The sequence below is a fragment of the Streptomyces sp. NPDC001502 genome (assembly GCF_042894785.1).
Lineage (GTDB): Bacteria > Actinomycetota > Actinomycetes > Streptomycetales > Streptomycetaceae > Streptomyces > Streptomyces kutzneri.
The window spans coordinates 148029-173187 of record NZ_JBIAVW010000008.1; the positions used below are offsets into that span (position 1 = coordinate 148029).

Genomic DNA, 25159 nt, shown 5'->3' on the forward strand with positions numbered 1-25159 from the left:
GTCGCCTACAGCGGACCGAAGCGGTAGCCGAAGCCGCGCACGGTCTGTATGTAGCGGGGGCTCGCATCGGGGTCCTCGACCTTGGTGCGCAGCCGGCGGACGCAGGCGTCCACGAGCCGGGCGTCGGCGTGGTAGCTGTGGTCCCAGACGTATTCGAGGAGCTGCTGGCGGGAGAAGACCTGCTCGGGCGAGGCCGACAGGTGCAGCAGGAGCTTGATCTCGCTGGGGGCGAGGGGCACGCGCTCGCCGTTCTTGGCGACGCTCAGCCCGGCGCGGTCGATGGTCAGCTCGCCGTGGTGCTCGACCCCCGGGCGGGTGCCCACGGGGTCGCTGAGCCGGCGCAGTACGGCTTTGATGCGGGCCTCGATGACTTCGGTGCGGGCGGGTTTGACGATGTAGTCGTCGGCGCCGGCCTCCAGGCCGACGACTATGTCGAAGTCGTCGCCGCGGGCGGTGAGCATGATGATCGGCACCTGGCTGGTCTCGCGGATGCGGCGGCAGACCTGGACCCCGTTGATCCCCGGCAGCATCAGGTCGAGCAGGACGAGCTCGGGGCGGAAGCCGCCCATCAGGGCCAGTCCTTCCTCGCCGGTCTCGGCGGAACTCACGTCGTGGCCCCGGCGGCGCAGGCCGAGGCCGACCCCCTCGCGGATGGAAGGGTCGTCCTCGATCAGCAGTACGCGTGGCATCCGGTCAGTATCCCAAAGGTGTTGCGGGGCCTTGCCTCCCGTCAGCGGCCGATCCTGCGCCGCAGGGAGTCCAGCATGTCGGTGATCTCCGTCAGGCGCAGCGGCCCGGCGAGGATGACGACGACGAGGGCCAGGGCGGCGGTTCCCGCCCCGACCGCGGCGAAGTTGCCGAACGGGTCGGCGGCGCGGGCGGCCGCGTACCCGGCGGCGGCCGCCGGTGTGCAGGCGACCAGCAGCCGCAGGTGGGTCCGTACGGCGGTCGCGCGCCGTTCGGTACGGGTGCCCGCGCGCGGGCCGAGCCGGCGGGTGAGGGTGCAGGCGGTGACGGCGGCGCCCGCGAGGAAGGCGACGGAGGAGGCGGCGGCCATGCCGGTGACGGCCCAGCGCGGGGACAGCAGAAGGTAGGCGGCGGCGGACAGTCCGGCGGTGAGCGCGGCGATGACCAGGTTGAGGAAGAAGGGGGTCCTGGTGTCGGAGAGGGCGTAGAAGCCGCGCGAGAGGACGTACTGCGCGGAGAAGGCGATCAGGCCGGGCGCGAAGGCGATGAGGATGCCCGCCATGACCTCGATGTCGGCGGCGCCGGTGCGGCCGTACTCGAAGACGCTGCCCATCACCCAGGGGGCGAGGGCGGCGAAGAGGGCGGCGGCGGGCACGACGAGGGCGGCGCTGGAGCGCAGGGCGTAGGAGATGTCGCGGCGTACGGCGCCGAGGTCGCCGTCGGTGGCGGCCGCGCTCATCCGCGGCATGAGGGCGGTCACGAGGGAGACGGTGATGATGCCCTGCGGGACGATCCACAGCTGGTAGGCGTTGCTGTAGGCGGTGTAGCCGGCGCCGCCGGCGAGTCCGGCGTCCACGGCGTGCTGTCCGGTGGTGGTGGAGAGCCGGGTGACGACCCAGTAGGCGATCTGGTTGGTGAGGACGAGCATGACCAGCCAGCCCGCGTTGCGCAGCGGGCGTCCGAGGCCGCTGCCGCGCCAGTCGAAGCGGGGGCGCCAGCGGAAGCGGGCGGCGCGCAGCGAGGGGACGAGGGCGAGGGCCTGGATGACGATGCCGACGGTGGTGCCGAGGCCCAGGAGCCGCGTCTCGGCGGCGGTGAGGCCGTCCGCCGCGTCGTGGGAGAGGTAGAGGAAGAGCCCGAAGACGCCGATGATGACGAGGTTGTTGAGGACCGGGGTCCACATCATGGCGCCGAACCTGCCGCGGGCGCCCAGCACCTGCCCGAGCAGGGTGAAGAGCCCGTAGAAGAGGATCTGCGGCAGGCAGTACCGGGCCAGGGCCACGGTGGTGCTCGCCTGGGCCCCGTCGTAGTCGGTGTACACCGAGACGATCAGCGGGGCGGCGAGGACCGCGACGGTGGTGAGCGCCACGAGGGCGGCGGTGCAGGCGGTGAGCAGCCGGTCGGTGTAGGCGGATCCGCCGTCCGCGTGCTCCTTGGCGGCCCGGACGAGCTCGGGTACGAAGACGGCGTTGAGCGCGCCTCCGATGAGCAGCATGTAGATGATGTTCGGGACCGTGTTGGCGACGGCGTAGCTGTCGCCGAGGAGTCCGGTGCCCAGCGCCGCGACGACGACGGCGGAGCGGATGAAGCCGGTGGCGCGGGAGACGATCGAACCGGCCGCCATGAGCGCGCCGCTGCGCAGCACCGAGGTCTTCCCGGAGGGCGCGGCGGCGGCTCCGGGCGCGGCGGCGGCCGCTCCGGTGCCGGTGTCGGTGCCCGTGTCGGTACCCGTGTCGGTACCGCTGTCGGTGTCGGTGGCCGTCACCGGCGGGCCAGGTACGCCTGGAACGCCTTGTAGAGGGCCGTGTTGGCGACTCCGTCCATCGGTATCTCCCACTCTCCGAGCGTCTCGACGACCTGTCCGCCGGTGCCGAGCTTCCAGCGCAGCAGCCCGAAGGAACGTTCGTCGGGGTCAAGGGTGGAGGGTACCCCGCGCATGTCGTACTCCTCCGCTCCGAGGGCGTGGGCGTCGCACATCATGCGCCACTGCAGGGCGTTGCTGGGCCGTACCTCGCGGCGGTGGTCGGCGGAGGCGCCCGTCTGGTACCAGACCCGCTTCCCGGCGGTGATCATCGTGTGGGCGGCGAGGATCTCCCCCTGGTGGACGCCGAGGTAGAGCCGCATCCGGCCGGGCGCCTCCTCGTTGAGGACCCGGTACTGCTGCTCGTAGTACGCGAGGGAGCGGCCGAGCCGGAAGCCGTCGCGCTCCTCGGTGATGCGCAGCAGCCGGTAGAACTCGGGCAGGTCCGCGAAGGTGCCGATGACCGTCTCCACGCCGGACTTGGTGGCCTTGCGTACGTTGCGCCGCCATTCCTGGTTGAGGCCCGCCCACACCTCGTCGAGGGTGCGGCCGGCCAGCGGCACGCGGAAGACGTGACGGGGCTGTGCGTCGCCGTCGTCCTCGCCGCCGCACCGCGTCCAGCCGCGCGTGCGCAGCCGGTCGGCGAGGGCGGCACCCACCGGGTCGACCTCGGTGGCGAGCACGTCGGATATCTGCCGGCCCGGCCCGGAGGCGGACTTGGCGGTGGCCGCGTCCCAGCGCCGGTAGGCGGGGGTGGGGCCGATGCGGACGGCGAAGGCGCCGGAGGAGCGCAGGTGGCGCATGAGCGGGGTCAGCCAGCGGTCGATGTGCGGATCGGACCAGTCGGCGACGGGCCCCTCGGGGAGGTAGGCGAAGTATTTGCGGGTGCCGGGAAATTGCCGGTAGAGAACGAGACCAGCACCCTGAATCTGACCGTCCGGATAGTGCCACCCGACCCTTTCCGAGCGCCAAAGGTCCTTTACGCGGGCCCAGGACGGGTACTGGAGAAAGCTCGCCCCGCCGTGGCGGGAAAGGAACGCCTGGTATTCGGAGACCGACAGGGAACGCACCCGGAGCTCCCGGTCCTGGTCATGGTTCTGCTGGGCTGGGGTCACGAGCAGTGCACACACGGCAGACGGCCTTCCTGTCGTCCTGACGGTCTCTCACAGGACTCTCACAGCCGCCCGTGACCGAAGTGCGCGGCGATTGTGACCGGATGATGACCGTTTCGCTGCGGTCGGCGTCACAAGAGAAAGGACGACTTTTTCCGCCGCTCGCGGAACCTAAAGTCGGGTCGTTCGCATCCTCTTTTGCGGACGTTCACCTCCTCCGCTCCTGGAAAGGGCCCTTCGTTGAGCCGTATACGCCGCACCGCCATGGCGGGCACCGCACTTCTGGCCGCCTCGCTGACCGCCTGTTCGGGCGGGAGCGACGGTGGCGGTGACGACAAGGGCAAGGCCGAGCTGAAGCCGAAGGCGCCCATGGCGGTCTCGGTGAACCTCGCGGGCGATCAGGTCAAGGCGGGCCAGCCGGTGACGGTGACCGTCGCCGAGGGCAAGCTGGCCCAGGTGAAGGTGACCGACGCCAAGGGCGCGGAGCTGCCGGGGAAGATAGCCGACGACGGGAAGACCTGGACCTCGGAGCGCAACGCCCCGCCCGGTGCGGAGTACAAGGTCGAAGCCCAGAACACCGACAGCCAGAGCGCCACCACGCAGTTCAAGACCGGCCCCGCCGACAAGGTGAACAAGGTCTCGATCAACATCTCCAAGGGCAGCACGGTGGGCGTGGCGATGCCGGTGTCCCTCGTCTTCGACAACCCGGTGACGAACAAGGCCGACGTGGAGAAGCAGCTCAAGGTCACCACCTCGGACAACACCGAGGGTTCCTGGGGCTGGATGCAGGACCACGACGGCAAGGACCGCGTCGACTGGCGGCCCAAGGACTACTGGAAGTCCGGCACGGACGTGAAGGTCGACATGCACCTGAACGGCGTGGACTCCGGCAAGGGCGGCGGGCTGTTCGCCCGCGACTACAACACCGAGTTCAAGATCGGCAAGGACCGCCGGGTCCAGGTCAGCCTCGACACGAAGAAGATGTCGGTCACCCAGGACGGCCAGGCGCTCAGGACGATCCCGATCTCGGCCGGCACTCCCGGCGGCAAGAAGGCCTCCTGGTCCGGGAAGATGGTGATCATGACCAAGGAGGGCACCATCCGGATGGATTCCCAGACGGTGGGCCTGGACAATGCCTACGACAAGATGGTCGATTACTCGATGCGGCTCACCTGGTCCGGCATGTACGCGCACGCCGCCCCGTGGAACTCCGGCAACTTCGGGCGCGCCAACAGCAGCTCCGGCTGCGTGGGGATGAGCGACGCCGACGCCAAGGAGTTCTTCGGGCAGTCCCAGGTCGGCGACCTCTTCGAGGTGGTCGGCGAGGGCTCGAAGGGCCAGGCGCCGATCGGCAACGGCTACGGCGAGTGGAACCTCTCCTTCGACCAGTGGAAGGCCAAGAGCGCCCTGTCCGGCGCCCCGCAGAACGGCTGACGGCCGGTCCGCGGGCGGTCCACCGCCCTCACCCAATCGTTACCAGCGCGTAACTTACCCACGGGTTACTTTCGGTAACACGCTCCCGTTACCGTCGGGTCACTTTGACAATCCCGGCGCACGCGCGAGGAGCGACAGATGCAACGCACCACCACCGCAGCGGCCGTGGCGACCCTGCTGGCGGCAGCCGTCCTGGGCCTGGCCCCCCATCAGGCCCAGGCGGCTCCCGCCGCCACCTCGGCAGCCGCCGCCGACGCCTCCTCGCAGCTGCGCTTCCACGACATCCCGGGATCCGGCGGAATCACCCTCAAGGGCAACGTCTTCACCCCGGCCGGAGCCGAGAGCGGCCGGAAGTACCCGCTGATCGTGCTGCCCACCAGCTGGGGCCTGCCGCAGATCGAGTACATCGCCCAGGCCAAGAAGCTCGCCGACTCCGGTTACGTCGTGGTCAGTTACACCTCCCGCGGCTTCTGGCTCTCCGGCGGCGACATCGAGGTGGCCGGCCCGCCGGACATCGCCGACGTCAGCGCCGTCATCGACTGGGCCCTCGCCAACTCCCCCGCCGACGCGGACCGCATCGGCCTCGGCGGGGTCTCGTACGCCGCCGGCATCACCCTGCTGGCCTCCGCCCACGACCCGCGCGTCAAGGCCGTGGTCGCGATGAGCGGCTGGGCCGACCTCATCGAATCCATCTACTCCGGCCGCACCCAGCACCTCCAGGCCGCCGGAATGCTCGGCGCCGCCGGATACCTCACCGGCCGCCCCGGCCCCGAACTCAAGACGCTCCTCGGCAACTTCCTCGGCTCCCGGCTGGACCAGGAGCAGCAGATGATCGAATGGGGCAGGAAGCGTTCGGCCTCCGAGCAGGTGGACCGGATCAACGCCAACGGCGCCGCGATCATGCTCGGCAACGCCTGGGGCGACACCATCTTCCCGCCCAACCAGTACGCGAAGTTCTACGAGCGGCTGACCGGCCCCAAGCGCCTGGAATTCCGGCCCGGGGACCACGCCACCGCCGAGGGCACCGGCCTGCTGGGGCTGCCCAACGACACCTGGACCAACGCACACCGCTGGTTCGACCGCTACCTCAAGGGCGAGCGCAACGGCGTCGACACCGAGGCCCCGGTGCAGATCAAGTCCCGTAGCAACGACGGGTACGAGGGCTACGCCGACTGGAAGTCGGTCGGCTCCGGGGGCACCGAGAAGCTGGCGCTCCCCGACAGCGAGCACCTCTTCGCCAATGTCGACTCCGGCGCCAACGGCGGCATCCTCCTCCTCTCCAGCGCCCTCGACCAGTTCGTGAAGGCGCCGCCGATCGCCTCCATCCCGCTCCTCCCCCGGGCCTTCGCGGCCGTCTGGCAGTCGGAGCGCTACGACGAGGCTCGCCGGATCCGCGGCACCGCGAAGCTGCACACCACGGTCACCCCCACCAAGGGCGACGGCACCTTCGTCGCGTACCTCTACGACGTCGGCCCGCTCGGCATCGGCAAGCTCGTCAGCAACGCCCCGTACACCTTCCACGGGAAGGCTCCCGGCCAGGCCTTCGGCGCGGACCTGGAGCTGTTCTCCACCGCCTACGACGTCCCGGCGGGCCACCGGCTCGCTCTCGTCATCGACACGGTCGACCCGCTCTACATCGAGCACAACCCCCTCGGCGCGCAGCTGACCTTCTCCTCGCCGCGCACCGATCCCAGCTACCTGTCGGTGCCGCTGCGCGAGCAGTGAGCCACGGCTGCTGCCAGGGGCCGGGCCGCCCGGCAGCAGCCGCCGGGCGCCCGGCACCCGGCGGCCGACACCGTCAGTGCTTGAGGATCTTCGAGAGGAAGTCCTTGGCCCGGTCGCTCTCGGGGGCGGTGAAGAACTGCTCCGGGGTGCGGTCCTCGATGATCTGCCCGTCGGCCATGAAGAGCACGCGGTTGGCGGCGGAGCGTGCGAAGCCCATCTCGTGGGTGACCACGACCATGGTCATGCCCTCGCGGGCGAGCTGCCGCATGACCTCCAGCACCTCGTTGATCATCTCCGGGTCGAGCGCGGAGGTGGGCTCGTCGAAGAGCAGGGCCTTGGGGTCCATGGCGAGGGCGCGGGCGATCGCCACGCGCTGCTGCTGACCGCCGGAGAGCTGGGCCGGGAACTTCTCGGCCTGGTCGGCCAGGCCGACCCGCTCCAGGAGCTCCCGGGAGCGCCGGTCCGCCTCGCCCCGCTTTCGGCCACGGACCTTGACCTGCGCGAGCGAGACGTTGGCGAGGACGGTCTTGTGCGCGAACAGGTTGAAGGACTGGAAGACCATCCCCACCTCGGCACGCAGCCGGGCCAGCTCCTTGCCCTCGGCGGGCAGTGCCTCCCCGTCGATCAGGATCGTGCCCGACTCGACGGTCTCCAGCCGGTTGATCGCCCGGCACAGGGTGGATTTCCCCGAACCGGAGGGGCCGATGACCACCACCACCTCCCCGCGGCCGACGGTGAGGCTGATGTCCCGCAGTACGTGCAGCGCCCCGAAGTGCTTGTTGACGTCCCGCAGCTCGATCAACGTTTCGACGGCCATGTGCTGCCCTGTCCACTTGTCGGAGCCGGTCTCGGCGACGGCCCGAGTGCCGGCCCCGGTCCCGGTCCCGGTGTGCCGGGGTCAGCGCAAACTATCCGGCCACGGAAGGGCACTTCGCACGGGAGGGGGACCGCGACACGCCGAGGCGTCAGCCCTCGGAGGCCTCCGCGTACGCCTGGCTGAGCTCGGGGGATCCGGTCATCGCCCAGGACAGGCCCGACTCGATCACGTTCAGCTCCCGGCCCGAGGCCAGCCGGATCACCGGCTGGCCGTTGGGCCACACCCGCCAGGCGGCCCCCTGAACCGTCCGGATGATCACGGTCCCGAGGTAGAAACCGGCGTCGTTGCCGAGCCAGGGCACCGCCTCGGGATCCCGTCGCCAGCGCGGCATCAGCTGGTCCAGGGCCTCCAACGAGGCCTGGCTCTCGTCGAGTTCGAGCCCGGCCGCCCGTGCCTGGACGCGCAGCATCTCGCACTCCGAGAACAACTCGGCGACGCCCTCGGGGTCGTCCGCGAGGGCGGCGGCGAGTCCCGCGCCCTGTTCCGTTTCGCGTCGGTTCAGCCAGTTGTCCAGGAAGGGGATGTTCATACCGCCCAGCGTCGCACCAGGATCCGCCGCTGACCACAGGGCGCGCCTGGATCCGTCGGCCCGGATGGCACCGGCCACCGGCCACCGGCTACCGGGCCAGGTCCAGGTCCACGACGACGGGCGCGTGGTCGGACGCGCCCTTGCCCTTGCGCTCCTCGCGGTCGACGTAGGAATCGGTCACGGCCTTGGTGAAGGACTCGTTCCCGTAGACCAGGTCGATGCGCATGCCCTTGTTCTTGGGGAAGGCGAGCATCCGGTAGTCCCAGAAGGTGTAGGGACGGTCGTACTTCAGTGCGCGCGGGAACACGTCCGAGAGCCCGGCGGCGCGCAGCGCCTCCAGGGCGGCCCGCTCGGCAGGGGTGACATGGGTGAGGCCCGCGAAGACGGCCGGGTCGTAGACGTCCTCGTCGGTCGGGGCCACGTTGAAGTCGCCGAGCACCGCGAACGGCCGCGGACCGGCCGCCTCCGCGGCGATGGCCGTGGTCAGGGCGCGGAACCAGTCCAGCTTGTAGCCGTAGTGGTCGTGCTCGACCTCGCGCCCGTTGGGCACGTACACCGACCAGACCCGGACCCCGCCGCAGGTGGCGGAGATCGCGCGGGGCTCCTGGACGCCCTCGTAGTCGGGCCCGCCGGGCAGCCCGAGGACCACGTCCTCCAGGCCGACCTTGGAGAGCAGGGCCACGCCGTTCCAGCGGCCGGTGGCGTTGACCGCCGATTCGTAGCCCAGCTCACGCAGCTCGTCGTAGGGGAACTGCTCCGCCGAGCACTTGGTCTCCTGGACGCACAGGACATCCGTACCGGAGCTCTCCAGCCAGGCCAGCAGGCGCGGCAGCCGGGCGGTGATGGAGTTGACGTTGTAGGTGGCGATACGCATGCCTGCCAACCTACCGCCCGGCACCGACAGTCACAGTTCGGCGGAGTCCCCCGCGGTGAGTCGCCCGTGGTCGGTGCCCCCGAGGGCGTCCAGGGCGTGGTCGTAGATCGGCCGGGCGATGTCGGAGAGGTAGGCGTCGTGGATGTCCAGGGCCCGGCGCGGCTTGACCTCCCGCAGGTAGTCGATCACCTCGGAGACCTTGTTCCAGGGTGCGTGCACCGGAACCATCAGGGTCTCGACGGGCACACCGGGCACGGTCAGCGCGTCCCCGGGGTGGAAGAGGGAACCGTCCACGAGGTACCCGACGTTCGTGACGCGCGGGATGTCCGGGTGGACCACCGCGTGCAGCTCCCCGTGGACCTGGACCTCGAACCCGGCCGCGGTGAAGGCGTCGCCGTGGCCGACGGTGTGCACCCGGCCCGGATAGGCGGGGGCGAGCTTCTCGGCGACGCTGCGCAGGGTCCACAGCTCGACCGCCGGACCGGCGTCGAGGGCGGCCCGCAGCCGGCCCTCCTCGAAGTGGTCGGGGTGTTCGTGCGTGACCAGCAGGGCGTCCGCCCCCAGTCCCGCGTCCGGTTCGCTGAAGGCGCCCGGGTCGATGACGAGCGTGCGCCCGTCCTTCTCCAACTGGACGCAGGAATGCAGCCGCTTGGTGAGCTTCATGATCCCAAGGTTAGGGGGTGTCTTGCCGGTCAGGGGGTGGTGGAGGAGACGACGTAGACCTTGGAGACCTTGGGATCGGTGAGGTCGACGGTGATGTCCCGGGTGGGGCGGGGGTCGTCCTGTTCGAGGGTGGTGCCCAGCCATGAGGTCTCCGGCTTCCAGTGCCAGCCGGCGATCGAGGTGTCGTGCGCGGAGACCGAGACGCCGGGGGTCAGGTCCTCCCGGCTGATGCCGAGGGAGGACAGGAAGCCGTCCAGTTCCGGCGGGGTGACCGCGAACTGGACGTACAGCCGGCTGGTGCGCCAGTTGTTGGTCTCCAGGAACCCGACGCGCCAGGCCTTGTCCGGGACCGGGACCTCGTAGATGCTGCGCTGCACCTTGGAGGGCCAGCCGGGGCGCACCTGGGACGCGCCGACCTTGGCGGCCTTGTCGCGGCCGCTCTCGCGGCTCTGCTGGGTGGAGATCGCCAGGTAACCCGCGGGTACGCCGACCAGCAGCAGGATGATGATCGCGGTGATCCAGCGGCGCTTGACGACGTGCCTGCGGTCCTCGGCGGTGGGAGCCGGGGTGCTTTCGGCGTCGGGGGCGGAGGCCTGGTGGGGCAGGGTGGGCGGGTTCACTGTTCGTCCTGGTCCTTGGGGGCGGCGGGGTCGCGCCGCCCCAGCTGCTGCGCGTAGCGCTCGTACCGCTCGTAGCGCTCGACCCGGCGGCGGGTGGCGCGGCGGAAGCGGCGGGCGACGAGCCGGGCGAGGTCGGCGGCGCCGACCATGCCCGCCTCGGGTCCGAGCTGGGCCTTGGCGATACGGGCTTCGGGGCGGTAGCCGCGGCCGGTGAGGTGGCGGCGGAAGGCGTCCCGGGCCGGACCGATCAGCAGGTCGTCGGCGGCGCTGACGCCGCCGCCGATGACGAAGCAGGACGGGTCGAGGGCGGCGGCGAGGTTGGCGATGCCGACGCCCAGCCACTGGCCGATGTCCTGCAGCAGCTCGACGCACATGGCGTCGCCCTCGCGGGCCAGCTCGGTGATCAGCGGTCCGGTGATCTCGGAGACGTTGCCGCCGACCCGGGCGATGATGTTGTACGCGACCGGCGAGTCGGCGGCGGCCAGCTCGCGGGCCTCGCGGACCAGGGCGTTCCCGGAGCTGTACTGCTCCCAGCAGCCGCGGTTGCCGCAGGGGCAGCGGTGGCCGCCGGGGACGACCTGCATATGGCCGAATTCGCCCGCGACCCCGTACCGGCCGCGCTTGACCTGGCCGCCTTCGAGGATGGCCCCGCCGATGCCGGTGCCGAGCGTGATCATGACGAGGTGGTCCTCGCCGCGTCCGGCGCCGAAGCGCCATTCCGCCCAGGCGGCGGTGTTGGCATCGTTGTCGACCATGACCGGGACCGCGAGCCGGGACTGGAGGGCGTCGCGCAGGGGCTCGTCGCGCCAGGCCAGGTGGGGTGCGAACAGCACGCGGGAGCGGTCGGCGTCGACCCAGCCGGCCGCCCCGATGCCGACCGCGTGCACGTCGTGCCGGTCGGAGAGGTCCAGCACCAGCTCGACGATGGTGTCCTCGACGACTTTGGGGCTCTTGGACTTGTCCGGGGTCTCCGTGCGGATCTTCTCCAGGATGATCCCGTCGGCGTCGACGACGCCGGCCATCACCTTGGTGCCGCCGATGTCGATGCCGACCGTGGGGACGCGCGGGGCCGTCAGGTGCGACCGGCGCTCCCGGGTCCCGATGGTCCGCAGGACGGTGCCTCGCGCCGACCCCCGGTGGGTGAGCGTGAAGTCCCGGTACGTGCTCATCGAGTCGTGTCGTCCTTCTTCGGTGCGGTGGTTCGGGGGGTCCGGCCGGCCTCGTCGGCCGGGCCGCTGCGACCGGCTGCGCCGTCCGTCGCGGCCGTGGCGTGTGGGGCGCCTGCCCCTGATTCTGCCACTCGCTCCAGTTCGTGGCTCAGCTCGTCCAGCTCGGAGCCGCCCGCCATCTGCCGGGTGAGCTCGTCGAGCGTGATCGAGTCGCGGGTGTGGCTGCCCGCCATGGTGCCGCGCTTGAGGAGGACGAAACGGTCCCCGACCAGGTACGCGTGGTGCGGGTTGTGGGTGATCAGGACCACGCCGAGGCCGGCGTCCCGGGCGGCGGCGACGTACTTGAGGACCACTCCGGACTGCTTGACGCCGAGGGCCGCGGTGGGCTCGTCGAGTACGAGGACCTTCGCCCCGAAGTACACGGCGCGGGCGATGGCCACGCACTGCCGCTCGCCGCCGGACAGCGTGCCGATGGGCTGGTCCACGTCGCGCAGGTCGATGCCCATGCGCAGCAGCTCGGTGCGGGTGGTCTCGCGCATGAGGTCCACGTCGAGGCGGCGGAGGGGGCCGCGGCCCTTGGTGGGCTCGGAGCCGAGGAAGAAGTTCCGCCAGACGGGCATGAGCGGGACGACGGCGAGGTCCTGGTAGACGGTGGCGATGCCGTGGTCGAGGGCGGCGCGGGGGTTGGCGAGGACGGTCTCCTCCCCCTCGATCTCGAAGGTGCCGGCGTCGTGCCGGTGCAGCCCCGCGATGATCTTGATGAGGGTGGACTTGCCGGCGCCGTTGTCGCCGAGGACACAGGTGATCTCGCCCGCCGAGACCTCCAGGGAGACCCCTTGGAGGGCCCGGATGTTCCCGTAGAACTTGCTGACGCCGGTCAGCTTGACCAGGGCGGTGGCCGCTCCGGGCCCGCTCGCGGTCTTTTCGGTCGCGCTCACTTGGTTGCCTCCGCCCGCTTGCGGACCCATGCGTTGAGCAGCGTGGCCAGCAGGAGCATCGCGCCGAGGAAGAACTTGAACCAGTCCGGATTCCACTGGGCGTACACGATGCCGTTGCTGGTCATGCCGAAGATGAAGGCGCCGACCGCCGAGCCGATGGCCGAACCGTAGCCGCCGGTCATCAGACAGCCGCCGATCACGGCCGCGATGATGTAGAGGAACTCGTTGCCCACGCCCTCGCCCGACTGGACCACGTCGAACGAGAAGAGGATGTGCTGTCCGGAGATCCAGGCGCACAGGGCGACGCCCATGTAGAGCCCGATACGGGTCTTCACGACGGGCACGCCGGTGGCGCGGGCCGCGTCGGCCCCGCCGCCCACGGCGAAGATCCAGTTCCCGGCGCGGGTGCGCAGCAGGATCCAGGTGGCGACGGCCACGATGGCGAACCACCACAGGATGGTGACCTTGAGGGTGACCGAGCCGATGTTCCACTGCGAGGCGAAGAGGGCGCGGGCGGAGGAGAAGCCCTCCATGTCGGCGATGGTCTTGGTGGAGACCGTGCCGGTGATCAGCTTGGTGAAGCCGAGGTTCAGGCCGGTCAGCATCAGGAAGGTGCCGAGCGTGATGATGAAGCTGGGCAGCTTCGTGCGGGTCAGCATGAATCCGTTGAAGAACCCGATGGCCAGGGTGACCAGCAAGGACACGCCGACGCCGACCCAGACGTTGGCGGTCATCTGGTAGCTGAACATCGAGCTCACCAGTGCCGAGGTCGTGACCATGACGCCCGCGGAGAGGTCGAACTCGCCGCCGATCATCAGCAGGGCCACCGGGGCGGCCATGATCCCGATGGTGGAGGCCGAGTACAGGACCGTGCTGAGGCTGGAGGCCTGCAGGAAGCTGGGGGCGGCGATGGAGAAGAAGACGAAGACGGCGACGGCGCCGACCACCGAGCCCAGCTCCGGGCGGGCGAGCAGCTTGCGCAGGGTGGAGGTGGGGGCGAGCCGTTCGTCGGGCCCGTCGAAGGGTGCGGCCGCGCTCATCGGCTGCCCCGCTTGATGTACTCCTCCAGCTCGGCGGCCTCGGCGGCGGTGACGATCTGCGGTCCGGTGAGCACCGGGCGGCCGCCGCCGAGCACGTTCGCGTTGTAGCGGTAGAGCCAGAGCAGGTCGATGGCCTCGTAGCCCTGCAGGTAGGGCTGCTGGTCGACGGCGAAGCCGAGGGCGCCGGACTTCAGGTCGCGGGCGACCGAGGCGTTGAGGTCGAAGGTGTCGACCTCGGCCTTGCTGCCCGCCGCGTCCTTCGCCTTGACGGCGGTGGGCGCGAAGGGCGCGCCGAGGGTGACGATCGCGTCGATCGAGGGGTCCGCCTGGAGCTTGGCCTGGAGGGACGCCTGGACGGAGGGCATGTTGGTGCCCTCGACGTACAGGTTCTCCATGGTCCCGGAGAAGGTCTTCTTGGCTCCGGCGCAGCGCTGCTCGTGGCCGACGTTGCCCTGCTCGTGCAGGACGCAGACGGCCCGCTTCTTCCCGCGCTTGTTCAGCTCGGTGCCAACGGCCTCGCCCGCGATCACCTCGTCCTGGCCGATGTGGGTCAGGGCCCCGTACTCGGCGGACTGGGCCGAGCCGGAGTTGACCGTGATCACCGGGATGCCGGCCTTGACGGCCTTGGCGAGGACGTCCTTGAGGGCCTCGGGCTTGGCCAGGCTGACGACGATCCCGTCGACCTTCTGGTCGATGGCGTTCTGCACGAACTGTGCCTGCTGCTGGGCCTGGTCGTCGTGGGCGTAGACGAAGTTGATGTTGTCCTTCGCCGCGGCCTCCTTGGCGCCCTTCTGGACGATGTCCCAGAAGGTGTCGCCGTCGCCCGCGTGCGTGACCATCGCGAAGGTCCAGCGCGGCGTGGAGACGGCCGGCCGGCCCGCCTCGGCGGCCCTCGCGCGCTCCTCGGCGCGCTTGCCGCCCGTACTGCTGCAGCCCGCGAGCGAGGCCCCCAGTACCGCCGCGAGCACGGCGCCCACGACGCGTACCCCTGTCCGAACCCTAGCCACGTCGCCGCGCCCTTCCCTCGTCACCAATTCGGTCCGTCGTCGAGCCGGTCACCAATCCGGTCATTCCGGCTCCATTCCGGTCCAGCCGCTCAGTATCCGCCACAGTCGACCATGAAGGGTCATCGGGGCACGCACGGTCAGGTTGACATGCGCGGGCGGATTGACAGGTTCCGCCGACAGGGTCAGGTTGAGTGCATGCGCATCGGCTTGATCGGAACGGGCCGGATCGGGTCCTTCCACGCGGCGGTACTGGCCCGCCACCCGGAGGCGGGCTCGCTCCTGCTCGCGGACGCCGACCCCGCGCGGGCGGCGCGCCTCGCCGACCGGCTCGGGGCCACCGCCGCGCCGTCCGTGGAGCAGGTCTTCACCTGGGGCGTGGACGCGGTGGTGGTGTCGTCGGCGACCGAGGCGCACGCGGACCTCGTCGTACGGGCGGTCCGCGGCGGCCTGCCGGTGTTCTGCGAGAAGCCGCTGGCCCCGGACCTGAACCGGACCCTTGCGGCACTGCGCGAGGTCACGGCCTTGGGCGGACTGCTCCAGGTGGGCTTCATGCGCCGCTTCGACGCGGGCTACGGCACGGCCCGGGACCTGGTCCGTTCGGGCACCCTGGGGCGGCTGCACACCGTCCGGACGATGACGGCCGACCCGGCGCCGCCGGCGGCCGCGTACCTGGCGACCTCGGGCGGGCTGTACCGGGACTGCCTGGTGCACGACTTCGACATGGTCCGCTGGGTCACCGGGCACGAGGTGGTCGAGGTGTACGCGGCCGGGTCGGACGCGGGGCCGGCGCTCTTCCGGGAGACGGGCGACATCGACACGGCGGCCGCCGTGCTGACGCTCGACGACGGGACCCTGGTCACGGCGACCGGTACCCGGTGCAACGGCGCCGGGTACGACGTGCGGATGGAGCTGGCCGGGGAGCGGGACCAGGTCTCCGTCGGGCTGGACGACCGGACGCCGATCGCCTCCACCGAACCGCACGGCCCGCCCCCGGCGAGCAAGCCGTGGACGGGCTTCCTGGAACGTTTCGCCCCGGCCTACGAGGCCGAGCTCGCGGCCTTCGTCCAGCTGGTCCGGGGCGAGGGCGCCAACCCCTGCGACGGCCGGGAGGCGCTGGCGGCGTTCCGGATCGCGGAGGCCTGCGAACTCTCGCGCCGGGAGCGGCGCCGGGTGCGGCTGGAGGAACTCCCGGACCTGCCGGCTCTGTAAGGGGGGCACGGGGCCACAGTACGGCGGGTGATCAGCGTCGGCTGCGGCGCTTTCCGGCCACGCTCAGGGGGTGGTCGGGGCGGGGGTCACGGCGCTCCGCCCCCATGCGGTGCCGGCGAGGACCAGCAGGGCTCCGGCGTAGCCGAGGAGCCCCGGCTCCTCCCCGCCGATGGCGATACCGGCGACGGCCGCCCACAGGGGCTCGGTACCCAGCAGCAGGCTGACCCGGGAGGGCGAGGTGCGGCGTACGGCCCACATCTGCACGAAGAAGGCGAAGAGGGTGCAGAAGACGGAGAGGAAGGCGAGCCCGGCCCATTCGGCGGCCCCGAAGCCGGCGGCGGCGGCCCAGGGGCTGTCACCGGTCCCGGGTGCGGCGGCCAGCAGGGCGAAGACGAGGACCGCGGCGCCGAGCTGCACGGTGGTCAGGGACAGCGAGTCGGCGTCCTGCACGGCCTCGATGCGGGCCATGAGCAGGACGTGCAGGGTCCGGGCGAGGGCGGCGCCGAGGATGAGCAGGTCGCCGGTGCTGGGCGCGGTGAAGCCGGCGCCCTGGGTGAGGAGCACGACCCCGGCGACGGAGACGGCGGCGGCGCCGAGGAACCCGGGGGAGGGCGCCTGCTTCCTGACGGCCGCTTCGGCGAGGGGGGTGAAGATCATCGTCAGGCTGATGATCAGCCCGGCGTTGGTGGCGGAGGTGTGGACGACCCCGTAGGTCTCCAGGAGGAAGATCCCGCCGAGTACGAGGCCCAGCAGCCCGGCGCCGCGCAGCTGGGCGGGGCTCAGGGCGCGCAGCCGGGCCCACCCGGCGACGACGAGCACGGGCAGCACGAGAGAGAACCGGAGCACGAGCACGGCGATGACGGTGTGGGTGGTGGTGATGCCCTTGGCCGCGAGATAGCTGCCGCCCCAGACGACGGCGACGGCCAGCACGGGCAGATCGGCGAGCCAGGCCCGGCGGGGGGCGGCTTCGAGGGCGGGCGAGATCGCGGTCAACGGAGGTCTCCAACGGCTCATCGGGGGTGGAGACGTCGGCGGCTCGCACGGGTGCGGGCACACCGTACCGGAGCCGATCATGCCGGGCGACCCCTTTCCGGGCCCGCGACCCCCGCCCCGTAGCATCGGTGGCATGGCTGATCTCTACGCCCTGGACCTGGCGTTCGACCTGCTCGACACCACGCCCGACCACGTGCTCGCGGAGGTGCGGCGCCAGCTGGCGCCGGACGAGGACGGTGCCGCCCTCCTCTCGACCCGGGGCCCGGCGTGGCGCGTGGGCGGCATGCTCGTCGGGGAGTTCGGGCCGGGCGAGCGCGGCGGGTGGGCCCTGACCGCCCGCCAGGAGATCCACGCGGAGCAGCTCCCCGACCTGGAGGACCTCCTGATGCTCCTCGCACCCCACATCCGCCCTCCGGGCCCGGTCGGCCGGATCCGCTTCTACGAGCACGAGTCCCCGGACCTGCTGGTCCTGCGCGAGGGCCGCGTGGTCCAGCTGGCGCTGGACCCGCGGTAGGGGTGCCGTTGCAGCCTGCCCGGCATGGCTGAGACCTGGGACGAGCAGCGGCTGATCGCGGGCGGATTCCGGCGCGTGTACGCCGAATTCGAGTGGTACGACGGACCGCGTGCGGGCCTCGCCGACGTCGACGGCAGGCCGCACTACTTCCAGGGCTACGACTACGACCACGCCGACGAGTCCGACGAGTACCTCGTATGGCCGGCGGGCGAGGCCGCGGTGGTGCTGGAGCGCGAGCAGTGGGCGATCTTCGTCGGGTGGAACCAGCGCAGCGAAGCCGGGGAGGCCGGTCCGGAGAGTCATCCGGACCTTGGTCGCGTCGACGCCCGCTACGACGAGCTGACCCGGCTGCTCGCCCCGCACCGGCAGCCGGCGGAGGGTGCGCGGCGGCTGGTCGGCGAGCTGGGGTTCGACGCCGGCGACCGCTACCGGGCCGACGGGCCCGACTACTGGTTCCGGTGGCATCCGGGCAGATGAAGGACGGAGCCGCAGCGCCGGGTCAGGTGCCGACCGTGCCGAACGACGCCCGGCCCGTCGGCCGGTAGGTCTGGATGGCCGTTCCGGCCGACGTCGTACGGGAGGCCACCAGTTCGTAAGCGGTCGGCAGCCCGCCCGTGGGGAACAGCCTCTGCCCCGCGCCGAGAACCACGGGAAACACCAGCAGGTTGATCTCTTCCACGAGGTCCCGGGCGAGCAGCCACTGCGCGAGCTGCCCGCTGCCGTGCACCTGCAGCTCCCCCTCCAGCGTGTCCTTGACCCGGACGATCTCTCCCTGCAGGTGCTCCCCGTCGAGCACGGTCACCGGCCCCCAGGCCGGCTCCTTGAGCGTGGTGGAGGCCACGTACTTGGGCAGCCGGTTCAGGTTGGCCGGGACGGGGTCGGCGGGGTCGTCGTGCTCGGGCCAGTACGAGGCGAAGATCTCGTACGTCTTCCGCCCGAGCAGGAACGCCTCGGCCCGCCCGAACACCTCGGTGATGAACTCCCCCATCCCCTCGTCGGCGAACGGCGCGACCCACCCCCCGTACTCGAACCCGCCGCTGCGGTCCTCGTCGGGTCCACCGGGCGCCTGTGTCACGCCGTCCAGCGTCACGAAGGTGGTCAGGGTCAGCTTCCCCATGGCTCTGCGCTCCTCGCTCGGTCGTGCTTACACGGACCCAGACTCCCGGACCCGCCGGAACTCATCGCCACGCCACGCAAGCTCCCACCCGTTTCGACCGCCCGGACCGGGGAGGCGCCAGGTCGGATTCCTGCCAGCGGGGTGGGCCCCGGGAGGATTTGATTGAACTCGCAACCAACTGATGCGGGAGGAACGGCATGGACAGCAACAACACCGTCGCCCTGGTGACCGGGGGAAGTCGGGGGATCGGGGCGGCCGTCGCACTGCGGCTCGCCGAGGACGGGGCCGACGTCGCGATCACGTACGTCAGCGACGCGGAGGCCGCGGCCGAGGTCGTCGGGAAGGTGGAGGCGCTCGGGCGGCGGGCCCTGGCCGTGCGGGCCGACGCCGGGGATCCCGCGGCCGCCGGCGCGGCGGTGGAGCGGGTCGTGACGGAGTTCGGGCGGCTCGACGTGCTGGTGAACAACGCCGGTGTGGGCGTGCTCGGGCCGCTGGCGGAGCTGGCTCCGGCCGACGTGGAGCGCGTGATCGCGGTCAACGTGCGCGGGGTGTTCCACACGACGCGGGCGGCGGCCGCGCACCTGGACTCCGGCGGGCGGATCATCACCATCGGCAGCTGCATCACCCAGCGGGTGCCGGGTCCGGGCGGGACGCTCTACGCCATGAGCAAGTCGGCGCTGATCGGGCTGACCAAGGCCCTCGCCCGGGAGCTGGGCGGGCGCGGGATCACCGCGAACATCGTGCACCCGGGGCCGGTGGACACGGACATGAACCCGGCGGACGGACCCTACGCGGGCCCACAGGCGGCCATGACGGCGCTGGGCCGGTTCGGCGCACCGCGGGAGGTGGCGGCCGTCGTGTCCTTCCTCGCGGGTGAGGAGGCCGCGTACGTCACGGGGGCGGAGTTCGCCGTCGACGGCGGGCACGCCGCGTAGCCCTCGCCGGGCGTGCGGGCGGGTCCCGGGGCCGTACCGTCGGCGGGCGGGTGCCGGCCCGCGTGCACGGGGCTCCGCCCCGGACCCCGCGCCTCAAACGCCGGCGGGGCTGGATTCGGGCCCGCGCCTCGAATGACGGCGCGGCTGGATTCGGGCCCGCGCCCCGGATGCCGGCGGGGCTGGATTCGGGGCCGCGCCCCGAACGACGGCGGGGCTGGATTCGGGGGCCGCGCCCCGAATGCCGGCGGGGCTGGGATACGGGGCCGGAACGGCGAAACCCGCCCCGGGGGTGTCGGCCCCCGGGGCGGGTTTCACGTGCTGCGTGACTAGCCGCCCAGTTCCTGGTGGCGGGCGGTCAGCGCCGCCGCGCCGGACTCCGTCAGGGAGCCGTACAGGCGCAGGCGGGAGAAGCCGCCGTCCGGGAAGATGTCGATCCGGATGTGCGTGCCGACCGCCGGGGCGTCCAGGACGAAGCGGTGGTTGGTGTCGGGCTGCAGGCGGGTGCGCGGCAGGAACTCCGTCCACTCGCCCTCCTCGCCCGTCTTGACCGACAGGGAGGCCCAGCCGGCCGAGTTGCCCTTGAGGTACGCGGTGTCGATCTCGACGGCGCGGATCTCGGACTCGGCGACGAGCTGGTAGCGGATCCAGTCGTTGCCGTTGTCGCGGCGGCGCGCGGTCTCCCAGCCGTCGTCCATCTTGCGGGAGCGGCCCGGGTTGATGGTGTTGGTCGGCGGGGAGTAGAAGCGGTTGGAGGCGTCCTGGACGGAGCCGCCGTTCTCCAGGGCCACCACGTCGAAGGAGCCGAGCGCGTCGAGCCACTTCGGGTCGGGCAGGACATCGCCGTAGACGCGCAGGCGGGCGATGCCGCCGTCGGGGTGCTGGTTGACGCGCAGGTGGGTGAAGCGCTGCTCCACGTCCACCTCGAAGCCGTTGGCCGCGTGGCCACCGACCGGGGTGCGGGCGACGAGAGTCGTCCACTTCACGTCGTCGCCCTGGAGCTCCTCCGGGGTCGGCGCGAGGGCGCCCGCCCAGTTGGTGGCCTCGACGGAGACGGCCTGCGGCATGTTGCCGCGGAAGTGGGCGGTGTCGACGACGATGCCGCGGATGACGCCGGGGGCGCCCAGGCGTACGAGCGCCCAGTCGTGGTCCTCGGGGGTCGGCCAGGGCTGGGTGGCGGAGACGCCACGGCGGCGGCGGGTCTCCCAGCCGTCCATGACCTTGCCCTTGTGACCGAAGTCCTCGGGGTCGAAGTGCGCGGCCTCGGAGATCAGCAGGTTCTCTCGCTGGGCGAAGAACTCGTCGTTGGCGGCGATGACACCGGCGCCCAGCTCCCGGGCGGCGAGGTTCGCGTACTGGGTGAAGGGGAAGTCCGCGGTGCGGTAGTCCGCGTACGGGTCGCCGCCCCCGTACGGGTTCGCGTTGCCGGTGAAGGATTCAATCGCCACTGGTCAGTTCTGCCTTTCGAGGAGGAGGCCCGTGGGCTCGGTCGGGGTGCCGTGGTCGGCGATCTGCGTGCCGCGCAGCCAGGTGGACTTCACGACGCCGTGCAGGGTCTTGCCCGCGTACGCCGTGACCTGGTTGCGGTGGTGGAGCTCGGCGGGGTCCACAGTGAACGTTTCTTCAGGTGCCAGGACGGCGAAGTCGGCGTCGCGGCCGGCCTCGATGGCACCCTTCTGGCCGAGGCCCGCGAGGTTCGCCGGGGCGGCGGACATCCAGCGGACGACGTCCTCCAGGGTCCGGCCGCGGCGGCGCGCCTCGGTCCAGATGGCGGGAAGGCCCAGCTGGAGGGAGGAGATGCCGCCCCACGCGGTGGAGAAGTCGCTGGTCTTCAGGTCCGCGGTGGAGGGCGAGTGGTCGGAGACGATGCAGTCGATCGTGCCGTCGGCGAGCGCGTCCCACAGGAGGTCCTGGTTGGCGGCCTCGCGGATGGGCGGGCAGCACTTGAACTCGCTGGCGCCGTCGGGCACTTCCTCGGCCGTGAGGGTGAGGTAGTGCGGGCAGGACTCGACGGTGATGCGGACGCCCTCGGCCTTGGCGGCGGCGATCAGCGGCAGCGCGTCGGAGGAGGACAGGTGCAGCACGTGCACGCGGGCGTTCAGCCGCTTGGCCTGGGCGATCAGGTTGCCGATCGCGGTGTTCTCGGCGTCGCGCGGCCGGGAGGCGAGGAAGTCGGCGTACTTGGGGCCGGGAACGACGGGGGCGGCGTCCAGGTGGTGCGGGTCCTCGGCGTGCACGATCAGCAGGCCGCCGAAGCCGGTGATCTCGGCGAGGGAGGTGGCCAGCTGCTCCTGGTCGAGCTCGGGGAACTCGTCCACGCCCGAGGGCGACAGGAAGCACTTGAAGCCGTAGACGCCGGCGTCGTGCAGCGGCGCCAGGTCCTTGACGTTGTCCGGCAGGGCGCCACCCCAGAAGCCGACGTCCACGTGCGCCTTGGCGCGGGCGACCTCCTGCTTGACGCGCAGGTTGCCGGTCGTCGTGGTGGGCGGCAGGGAGTTCAGCGGCATGTCGAGGATCGTGGTGATGCCGCCGGCCGCCGCTGCGCGGGTGGCCGTCCAGAAGCCTTCCCACTCGGTGCGGCCCGGGTCGTTCACGTGGACGTGGGTGTCGACCAGGCCGGGGAGCAGGACGTCGTCGCCGAAGTCCTCCAGCCGGGCTCCGGCCGGTACCTCGGCCTCGTACGCCAGCACGGCCGCGATCTTCCCGCCGGCGACGGCCACCGAGGCGGCGCGCGTCCCCTCGGGGGTGATGACGCGCGTCGAGCGCAGTACCAGTTCCACAGCCACGTCGGCCACCGAACCTCCCCATCTACTTCCACAGAGCGAAATTCAACGTTCTGTTGACGGAGTCTTCCCGGCGATCGGTACCCAGTCAAGAGCGTCCGGACGGACCACTGACACACCAGGACCGCAATTGGAGGTTTCCACAGGATGGAATTAAGATTTCGCTATACAGAATGTAGCTACCACCACCGGCAACCGGGCGGATAACTTCCCGAGGACGTCCACCACCAGGACAAACCCTCTCTGACCGGCGGAGACGACCTCGACCCCAACACTGGGGCCGACGCCGACCGCCGGGTAGGCTGCTCCCTTGCCTGCCAGCACCGAAAGGACCGCGCCGTGCCGACGTCCAGCGCCAGCACCACCGACGCTTCCTCGAAGACCCCCGCCGCCAGCGGTGGCGTCCAGTCTCTTGAGCGCGCCTTCGACCTGCTCGAACGCATGGCCGATGCCGGAGGCGAGGTCGGCCTCAGCGAGCTCTCCGCCGCCAGCGGTCTGCCTCTGCCCACGATCCACCGCCTGATGCGCACGCTGGTGGCGTGCGGCTACGTACGCCAGCAGCCCAATCGACGGTACTCCCTCGGCCCCCGTCTGATCCGCCTCGGCGAGTCCGCGTCGCGCCTGCTGGGTACCTGGGCCCGCCCCTACCTCGCCCGCCTGGTCGAGGAGACCGGGGAGACGGCGAACATGGCCCTCCTCGACGGCGACGAGATCGTCTACGTCGCCCAGGTCCCGTCCAAGCACTCCATGCGCATGTTCACCGAGGTCGGCCGCCGGGTGCTGCCGCACTCCACCGGCGTGGGCAAGGCACTCCTCGCCTACACCCCGGCCGACGAGGTACGGGCCCTGCTGGCCCGCACCGGGATGCCGGCGGCGACCGAGAAGACCATCACCACGCCCGAGGGCTTCCTTGAGGCGCTGGAGCAGGTCCGCAAGGTGGGCTACGCGGTCGACGACAACGAGCAGGAGATAGGAGTCCGCTGCCTCGCCGTGTCGGTGCCGAACTCGCCGACCGCCGCCGCGATCTCCATCTCGGGTCCGGCGGGCCGGGTCACGGAGGCCGTGGCCGAGTCCTTCGTGCCGATCCTGCAGGGTGTGGCCGCCGAGCTCTCGGTGGCCCTGGCCAACCAGAGCCCCGCGTAGGTTCACGCAGTCGTACGAGGCCCCGGCCGCCCCCTCGCTTCGCAGGGGCGGCCGGGGCCTTCGCGTATGCCTTCCGTATGCCTTCCATGCCTTCCATGCCTTGCGTACGCCGCTCAGGGCGCGGGCACCGGGGTCGGGCTCAGGGTCAGGCTGCCGTCCGTCATCGTCGCCGTACGGTCCATCCGCTCCAGGTGGGCGTGGTCGTGCGTGACCAGCACCGTGGCCGTGGAGCGCTCGCGGGTCAGGGTGACCAGCAGGTCGAGCACGGCCGCGCCGCGCTCGTGGTCGAGCGCGCTGGTCGGCTCGTCGACCAGCAGCACGGCGGGCTCGTTCATCAGGGCACGGGCGATGTTGATCCGCTGCCGCTGGCCGCCGGAGAGCTGGTGGGGGCGCTTGTCGGCCTTGTCGGCCAGGCCCACCGCGTCCAGCAGCTCCAGCGCCCGCCGGCGCAGCACCCGCGAGGGGCGGCCGGAGAGGTGCGCCATGACCTGGAGCTGTTCGGCGGCGGTCAGCGAGGCCAGCAGGTTCGGCTGCTGGAAGACGATGCCGATCTTCTCCCGGCGCAGGGCCGACTTCTCGGCGGGGCCGAGCTTCGTGGTGTCCTGGCCCGCGACGACGACCCGGCCGGAATCCGGGGTGACGAGGGTGGCGGCGACCGCGAGCAGGCTGGACTTGCCGGAGCCGGAGGGTCCTATGACCGCCGTCAGCGTGCCGGCGGGCACCTCCAGACCGACCGCGTCGAGGGCGGTGAGCCGGCTCTCGCCGTCGGGGTAGGTCAGCGTGACGTCGTGGACGAGGAGGGTCATCGGGCGCTCCCGAGGGCGGTCAGCGGGTCGACGGCGGTGATCCGCCGGATGGACAGGGCAGCGCCCAGCGCGCCGAGCAGGATCATGATCGCGGCGGGGACGAGCACGGTGGCGGCGTCGAGGACGAAGGGCACGGGTCCGCCGCTGATCAGCGCGCCGAAGCCGGCCGCGAGCGCGGTGCCCAGCCCGGTACCGATGGCGAGCATCACGACGGCCTGGCCGAGGGCGTCCTTCAGGAGGTACGGGGTGGAGGCACCCAGTGCCTTCAGGACGGCGACGTCCCCGCTGCGCTGGATCGTCCACACCGTGAAGAAGGCGCCTATCACCAGGGCCGAGATGACGAACAGGAAGCCGCGCATCAGCTGCAGCGACCCGTTCTCGGCCTGGTAGGAGCCTATGGCGCCCAGGGCCTCGTCCACGGTCCGGGCCTTGGTCCCGGCGGCCTTGTCGGCCGCGCCGAGGTCCACGCCGCCGCCACCGGAGACGGCGACGACGGTGGCGAGGGTGTCGATGGAGGTGCCGGGGTTGCCGACGCGCTGCCAGTCGTTGAGGTCCATCCAGACGACCGGGGTGTGGCTGTAGGCGGCGGTCCCGGACACGCCCGCCACGGTCAGCTCCAGCGGGCCGATCTTGAGCTTGGCCCCGGCGGTCAGACCGCCCAGCTCCTTCGCGGCCTTCCCGGTCAGGACCACCTGGCCCTGGGTGAGGCCGGCGTTCCGCGGCGCGAGTCCCCCGGCGGAGTCCACCCCGAAGACCGAGACCGCGGCGGTGCGCTCACCCGAGACGGCGTTGGTGGTGCGGATGCCGAGCGGCTCCGCCGCCTTCACCCCGGGCTGCTTGCGCCAGGCCAGCCAGGCGGGCTCGGGCACCTGGGAGTTGGTGAAGGACACCTTCTGGTCCCCGGTGGGCGCGGCGAAGGCCAGGTGCGTGGCGGGCAGACCGGTGACGGCCGAGATGTTCTCCCGGGCCAGGCCGGAGGTGAGCCCGGACAGCAGGCCCACCAGCAGCGTGATGAGCAGCACGACCGAACCCATGAGGGCGAATCGGCCCTTGGCGAACCGTAGATCTCTCCATGCGACGAACATGTTCCCCACCTTGGTCTTCCGCGTGGACACAAGGCATCGCGCCACAGTAGTGATCCTCGTATCGAAGGGTGCCTGCGGACATCAAACTTTCGGTTGACCGG

Annotated in this window: 25 protein-coding genes; 7 read left to right on the plus strand and 18 right to left on the minus strand. The window is 71.4% G+C overall.

Going from position 1 to position 25159, the window contains the following annotated elements:
- Positions 1 to 5: 5 nt before the first annotated feature.
- From ACFY0D_RS16180 to ACFY0D_RS16190, 3 genes are all read right to left on the minus strand, one after another.
- A complete protein-coding gene (locus ACFY0D_RS16180) occupies positions 6 to 689 on the minus strand; it encodes a response regulator (protein ID WP_390798931.1) in 684 nt (227 codons plus the stop codon).
- Between the two features lie 41 nt (positions 690 to 730).
- Positions 731 to 2332: a murein biosynthesis integral membrane protein MurJ gene (gene murJ, locus ACFY0D_RS16185; RefSeq protein WP_390799093.1), complete on the minus strand. Its 1602-nt coding sequence runs from the start codon at positions 2330 to 2332 to the stop codon at positions 731 to 733.
- 116 nt (positions 2333 to 2448) lie between these two features.
- Complete coding sequence (locus ACFY0D_RS16190) at positions 2449 to 3618, minus strand: lipid II:glycine glycyltransferase FemX (protein ID WP_390798932.1); 1170 nt, start codon at positions 3616 to 3618, stop codon at positions 2449 to 2451.
- A gap of 246 nt (positions 3619 to 3864) precedes the next feature.
- Here ACFY0D_RS16190 and ACFY0D_RS16195 point away from each other — a divergent pair, with 246 nt between their 5' ends.
- Positions 3865 to 5034 carry an Ig-like domain-containing protein gene (locus tag ACFY0D_RS16195; protein ID WP_390799094.1) on the plus strand — a complete coding sequence of 390 codons (1170 nt, stop codon included), beginning with the start codon at positions 3865 to 3867 and terminating at the stop codon, positions 5032 to 5034.
- A gap of 138 nt (positions 5035 to 5172) precedes the next feature.
- Positions 5173 to 6759 carry a CocE/NonD family hydrolase gene (locus ACFY0D_RS16200; protein ID WP_390798933.1) on the plus strand — a complete coding sequence of 529 codons (1587 nt, stop codon included), beginning with the start codon at positions 5173 to 5175 and terminating at the stop codon, positions 6757 to 6759.
- A 73-nt stretch (positions 6760 to 6832) separates the two neighbouring features.
- Here the strand turns inward: ACFY0D_RS16200 and ACFY0D_RS16205 are convergent, their stop codons facing one another.
- From ACFY0D_RS16205 to ACFY0D_RS16245, 9 genes are all read right to left on the minus strand, one after another.
- Positions 6833 to 7576: an amino acid ABC transporter ATP-binding protein gene (locus ACFY0D_RS16205; protein WP_301374399.1), complete on the minus strand. Its 744-nt coding sequence runs from the start codon at positions 7574 to 7576 to the stop codon at positions 6833 to 6835.
- A gap of 148 nt (positions 7577 to 7724) precedes the next feature.
- Positions 7725 to 8165 (minus strand): DUF6278 family protein, encoded by a 441-nt coding sequence (locus ACFY0D_RS16210; RefSeq protein WP_390798934.1) that lies wholly within the window; start codon positions 8163 to 8165, stop codon positions 7725 to 7727.
- Between the two features lie 88 nt (positions 8166 to 8253).
- Positions 8254 to 9039: an exodeoxyribonuclease III gene (locus ACFY0D_RS16215; RefSeq protein ID WP_390798935.1), complete on the minus strand. Its 786-nt coding sequence runs from the start codon at positions 9037 to 9039 to the stop codon at positions 8254 to 8256.
- 30 nt (positions 9040 to 9069) lie between these two features.
- On the minus strand, positions 9070 to 9702 hold the full coding sequence (locus ACFY0D_RS16220; RefSeq protein WP_390798936.1) for an MBL fold metallo-hydrolase: 633 nt from the start codon (positions 9700 to 9702) through the stop codon (positions 9070 to 9072).
- Positions 9703 to 9731: 29 nt separating this feature from the next.
- Positions 9732 to 10322, minus strand: a complete 591-nt coding sequence (locus ACFY0D_RS16225) for a hypothetical protein (RefSeq protein WP_390798937.1) — start codon at positions 10320 to 10322, stop codon at positions 9732 to 9734.
- Entirely contained in the window at positions 10319 to 11491 is a 1173-nt protein-coding gene (locus ACFY0D_RS16230; RefSeq protein ID WP_351156548.1) for an ROK family glucokinase, read from the minus strand. Before ACFY0D_RS16230 ends, ACFY0D_RS16225 begins: the two co-directional genes overlap by 4 nt.
- On the minus strand, positions 11488 to 12459 hold the full coding sequence (locus tag ACFY0D_RS16235) for an ATP-binding cassette domain-containing protein (RefSeq protein WP_390798938.1): 972 nt from the start codon (positions 12457 to 12459) through the stop codon (positions 11488 to 11490). The genes ACFY0D_RS16230 and ACFY0D_RS16235 overlap by 4 nt, the downstream gene beginning before the upstream one ends.
- The gene (locus ACFY0D_RS16240; RefSeq protein WP_351156553.1) at positions 12426 to 13469 is read right to left on the minus strand and encodes an ABC transporter permease; all 1044 of its coding nucleotides are present in this window, start codon (positions 13467 to 13469) and stop codon (positions 12426 to 12428) included. Before ACFY0D_RS16240 ends, ACFY0D_RS16235 begins: the two co-directional genes overlap by 34 nt.
- The gene (locus ACFY0D_RS16245; protein ID WP_390798939.1) at positions 13466 to 14446 is read right to left on the minus strand and encodes a sugar ABC transporter substrate-binding protein; all 981 of its coding nucleotides are present in this window, start codon (positions 14444 to 14446) and stop codon (positions 13466 to 13468) included. The genes ACFY0D_RS16240 and ACFY0D_RS16245 overlap by 4 nt, the downstream gene beginning before the upstream one ends.
- A gap of 225 nt (positions 14447 to 14671) precedes the next feature.
- On the opposite strand from ACFY0D_RS16245, the gene ACFY0D_RS16250 reads away from it, so the two are divergent.
- Positions 14672 to 15685, plus strand: a complete 1014-nt coding sequence (locus tag ACFY0D_RS16250) for a Gfo/Idh/MocA family oxidoreductase (RefSeq protein WP_390798940.1) — start codon at positions 14672 to 14674, stop codon at positions 15683 to 15685.
- Positions 15686 to 15748: 63 nt separating this feature from the next.
- Here the strand turns inward: ACFY0D_RS16250 and ACFY0D_RS16255 are convergent, their stop codons facing one another.
- Positions 15749 to 16699 carry a DMT family transporter gene (locus ACFY0D_RS16255; protein ID WP_390798941.1) on the minus strand — a complete coding sequence of 317 codons (951 nt, stop codon included), beginning with the start codon at positions 16697 to 16699 and terminating at the stop codon, positions 15749 to 15751.
- A 112-nt stretch (positions 16700 to 16811) separates the two neighbouring features.
- Between ACFY0D_RS16255 and ACFY0D_RS16260 the strand changes: the two genes are divergently transcribed.
- Together ACFY0D_RS16260 and ACFY0D_RS16265 are read left to right on the plus strand one after the other, a co-directional pair.
- Positions 16812 to 17192 carry a hypothetical protein gene (locus ACFY0D_RS16260; RefSeq protein WP_390798942.1) on the plus strand — a complete coding sequence of 127 codons (381 nt, stop codon included), beginning with the start codon at positions 16812 to 16814 and terminating at the stop codon, positions 17190 to 17192.
- 24 nt (positions 17193 to 17216) lie between these two features.
- Positions 17217 to 17669, plus strand: a complete 453-nt coding sequence (locus ACFY0D_RS16265; protein WP_390798943.1) for a hypothetical protein — start codon at positions 17217 to 17219, stop codon at positions 17667 to 17669.
- A gap of 22 nt (positions 17670 to 17691) precedes the next feature.
- Here ACFY0D_RS16265 and ACFY0D_RS16270 read toward each other — a convergent pair whose 3' ends face one another.
- Positions 17692 to 18309, minus strand: a complete 618-nt coding sequence (locus ACFY0D_RS16270; protein ID WP_390798944.1) for a dihydrofolate reductase family protein — start codon at positions 18307 to 18309, stop codon at positions 17692 to 17694.
- Between the two features lie 197 nt (positions 18310 to 18506).
- Here ACFY0D_RS16270 and ACFY0D_RS16275 point away from each other — a divergent pair, with 197 nt between their 5' ends.
- A complete protein-coding gene (locus ACFY0D_RS16275; RefSeq protein WP_390798945.1) occupies positions 18507 to 19244 on the plus strand; it encodes an SDR family oxidoreductase in 738 nt (245 codons plus the stop codon).
- Positions 19245 to 19570: 326 nt separating this feature from the next.
- On the opposite strand, the gene alc is transcribed toward ACFY0D_RS16275, so the two are convergent.
- Both alc and allB read right to left on the minus strand, forming a co-directional pair.
- Positions 19571 to 20689 carry an allantoicase gene (alc, locus tag ACFY0D_RS16280; RefSeq protein ID WP_390798946.1) on the minus strand — a complete coding sequence of 373 codons (1119 nt, stop codon included), beginning with the start codon at positions 20687 to 20689 and terminating at the stop codon, positions 19571 to 19573.
- A 3-nt stretch (positions 20690 to 20692) separates the two neighbouring features.
- The gene (allB, locus tag ACFY0D_RS16285; protein WP_390799095.1) at positions 20693 to 22027 is read right to left on the minus strand and encodes an allantoinase AllB; all 1335 of its coding nucleotides are present in this window, start codon (positions 22025 to 22027) and stop codon (positions 20693 to 20695) included.
- Between the two features lie 336 nt (positions 22028 to 22363).
- On the opposite strand from allB, the gene ACFY0D_RS16290 reads away from it, so the two are divergent.
- Complete coding sequence (locus tag ACFY0D_RS16290) at positions 22364 to 23167, plus strand: IclR family transcriptional regulator (protein WP_390798947.1); 804 nt, start codon at positions 22364 to 22366, stop codon at positions 23165 to 23167.
- A gap of 113 nt (positions 23168 to 23280) precedes the next feature.
- Here the strand turns inward: ACFY0D_RS16290 and ACFY0D_RS16295 are convergent, their stop codons facing one another.
- Both ACFY0D_RS16295 and ACFY0D_RS16300 read right to left on the minus strand, forming a co-directional pair.
- Positions 23281 to 23973 (minus strand): ABC transporter ATP-binding protein, encoded by a 693-nt coding sequence (locus ACFY0D_RS16295; RefSeq protein ID WP_390798948.1) that lies wholly within the window; start codon positions 23971 to 23973, stop codon positions 23281 to 23283.
- Entirely contained in the window at positions 23970 to 25058 is a 1089-nt protein-coding gene (locus ACFY0D_RS16300) for an ABC transporter permease (protein ID WP_390798949.1), read from the minus strand. Before ACFY0D_RS16300 ends, ACFY0D_RS16295 begins: the two co-directional genes overlap by 4 nt.
- Between the last annotated feature and the right edge of the window lie 101 nt (positions 25059 to 25159).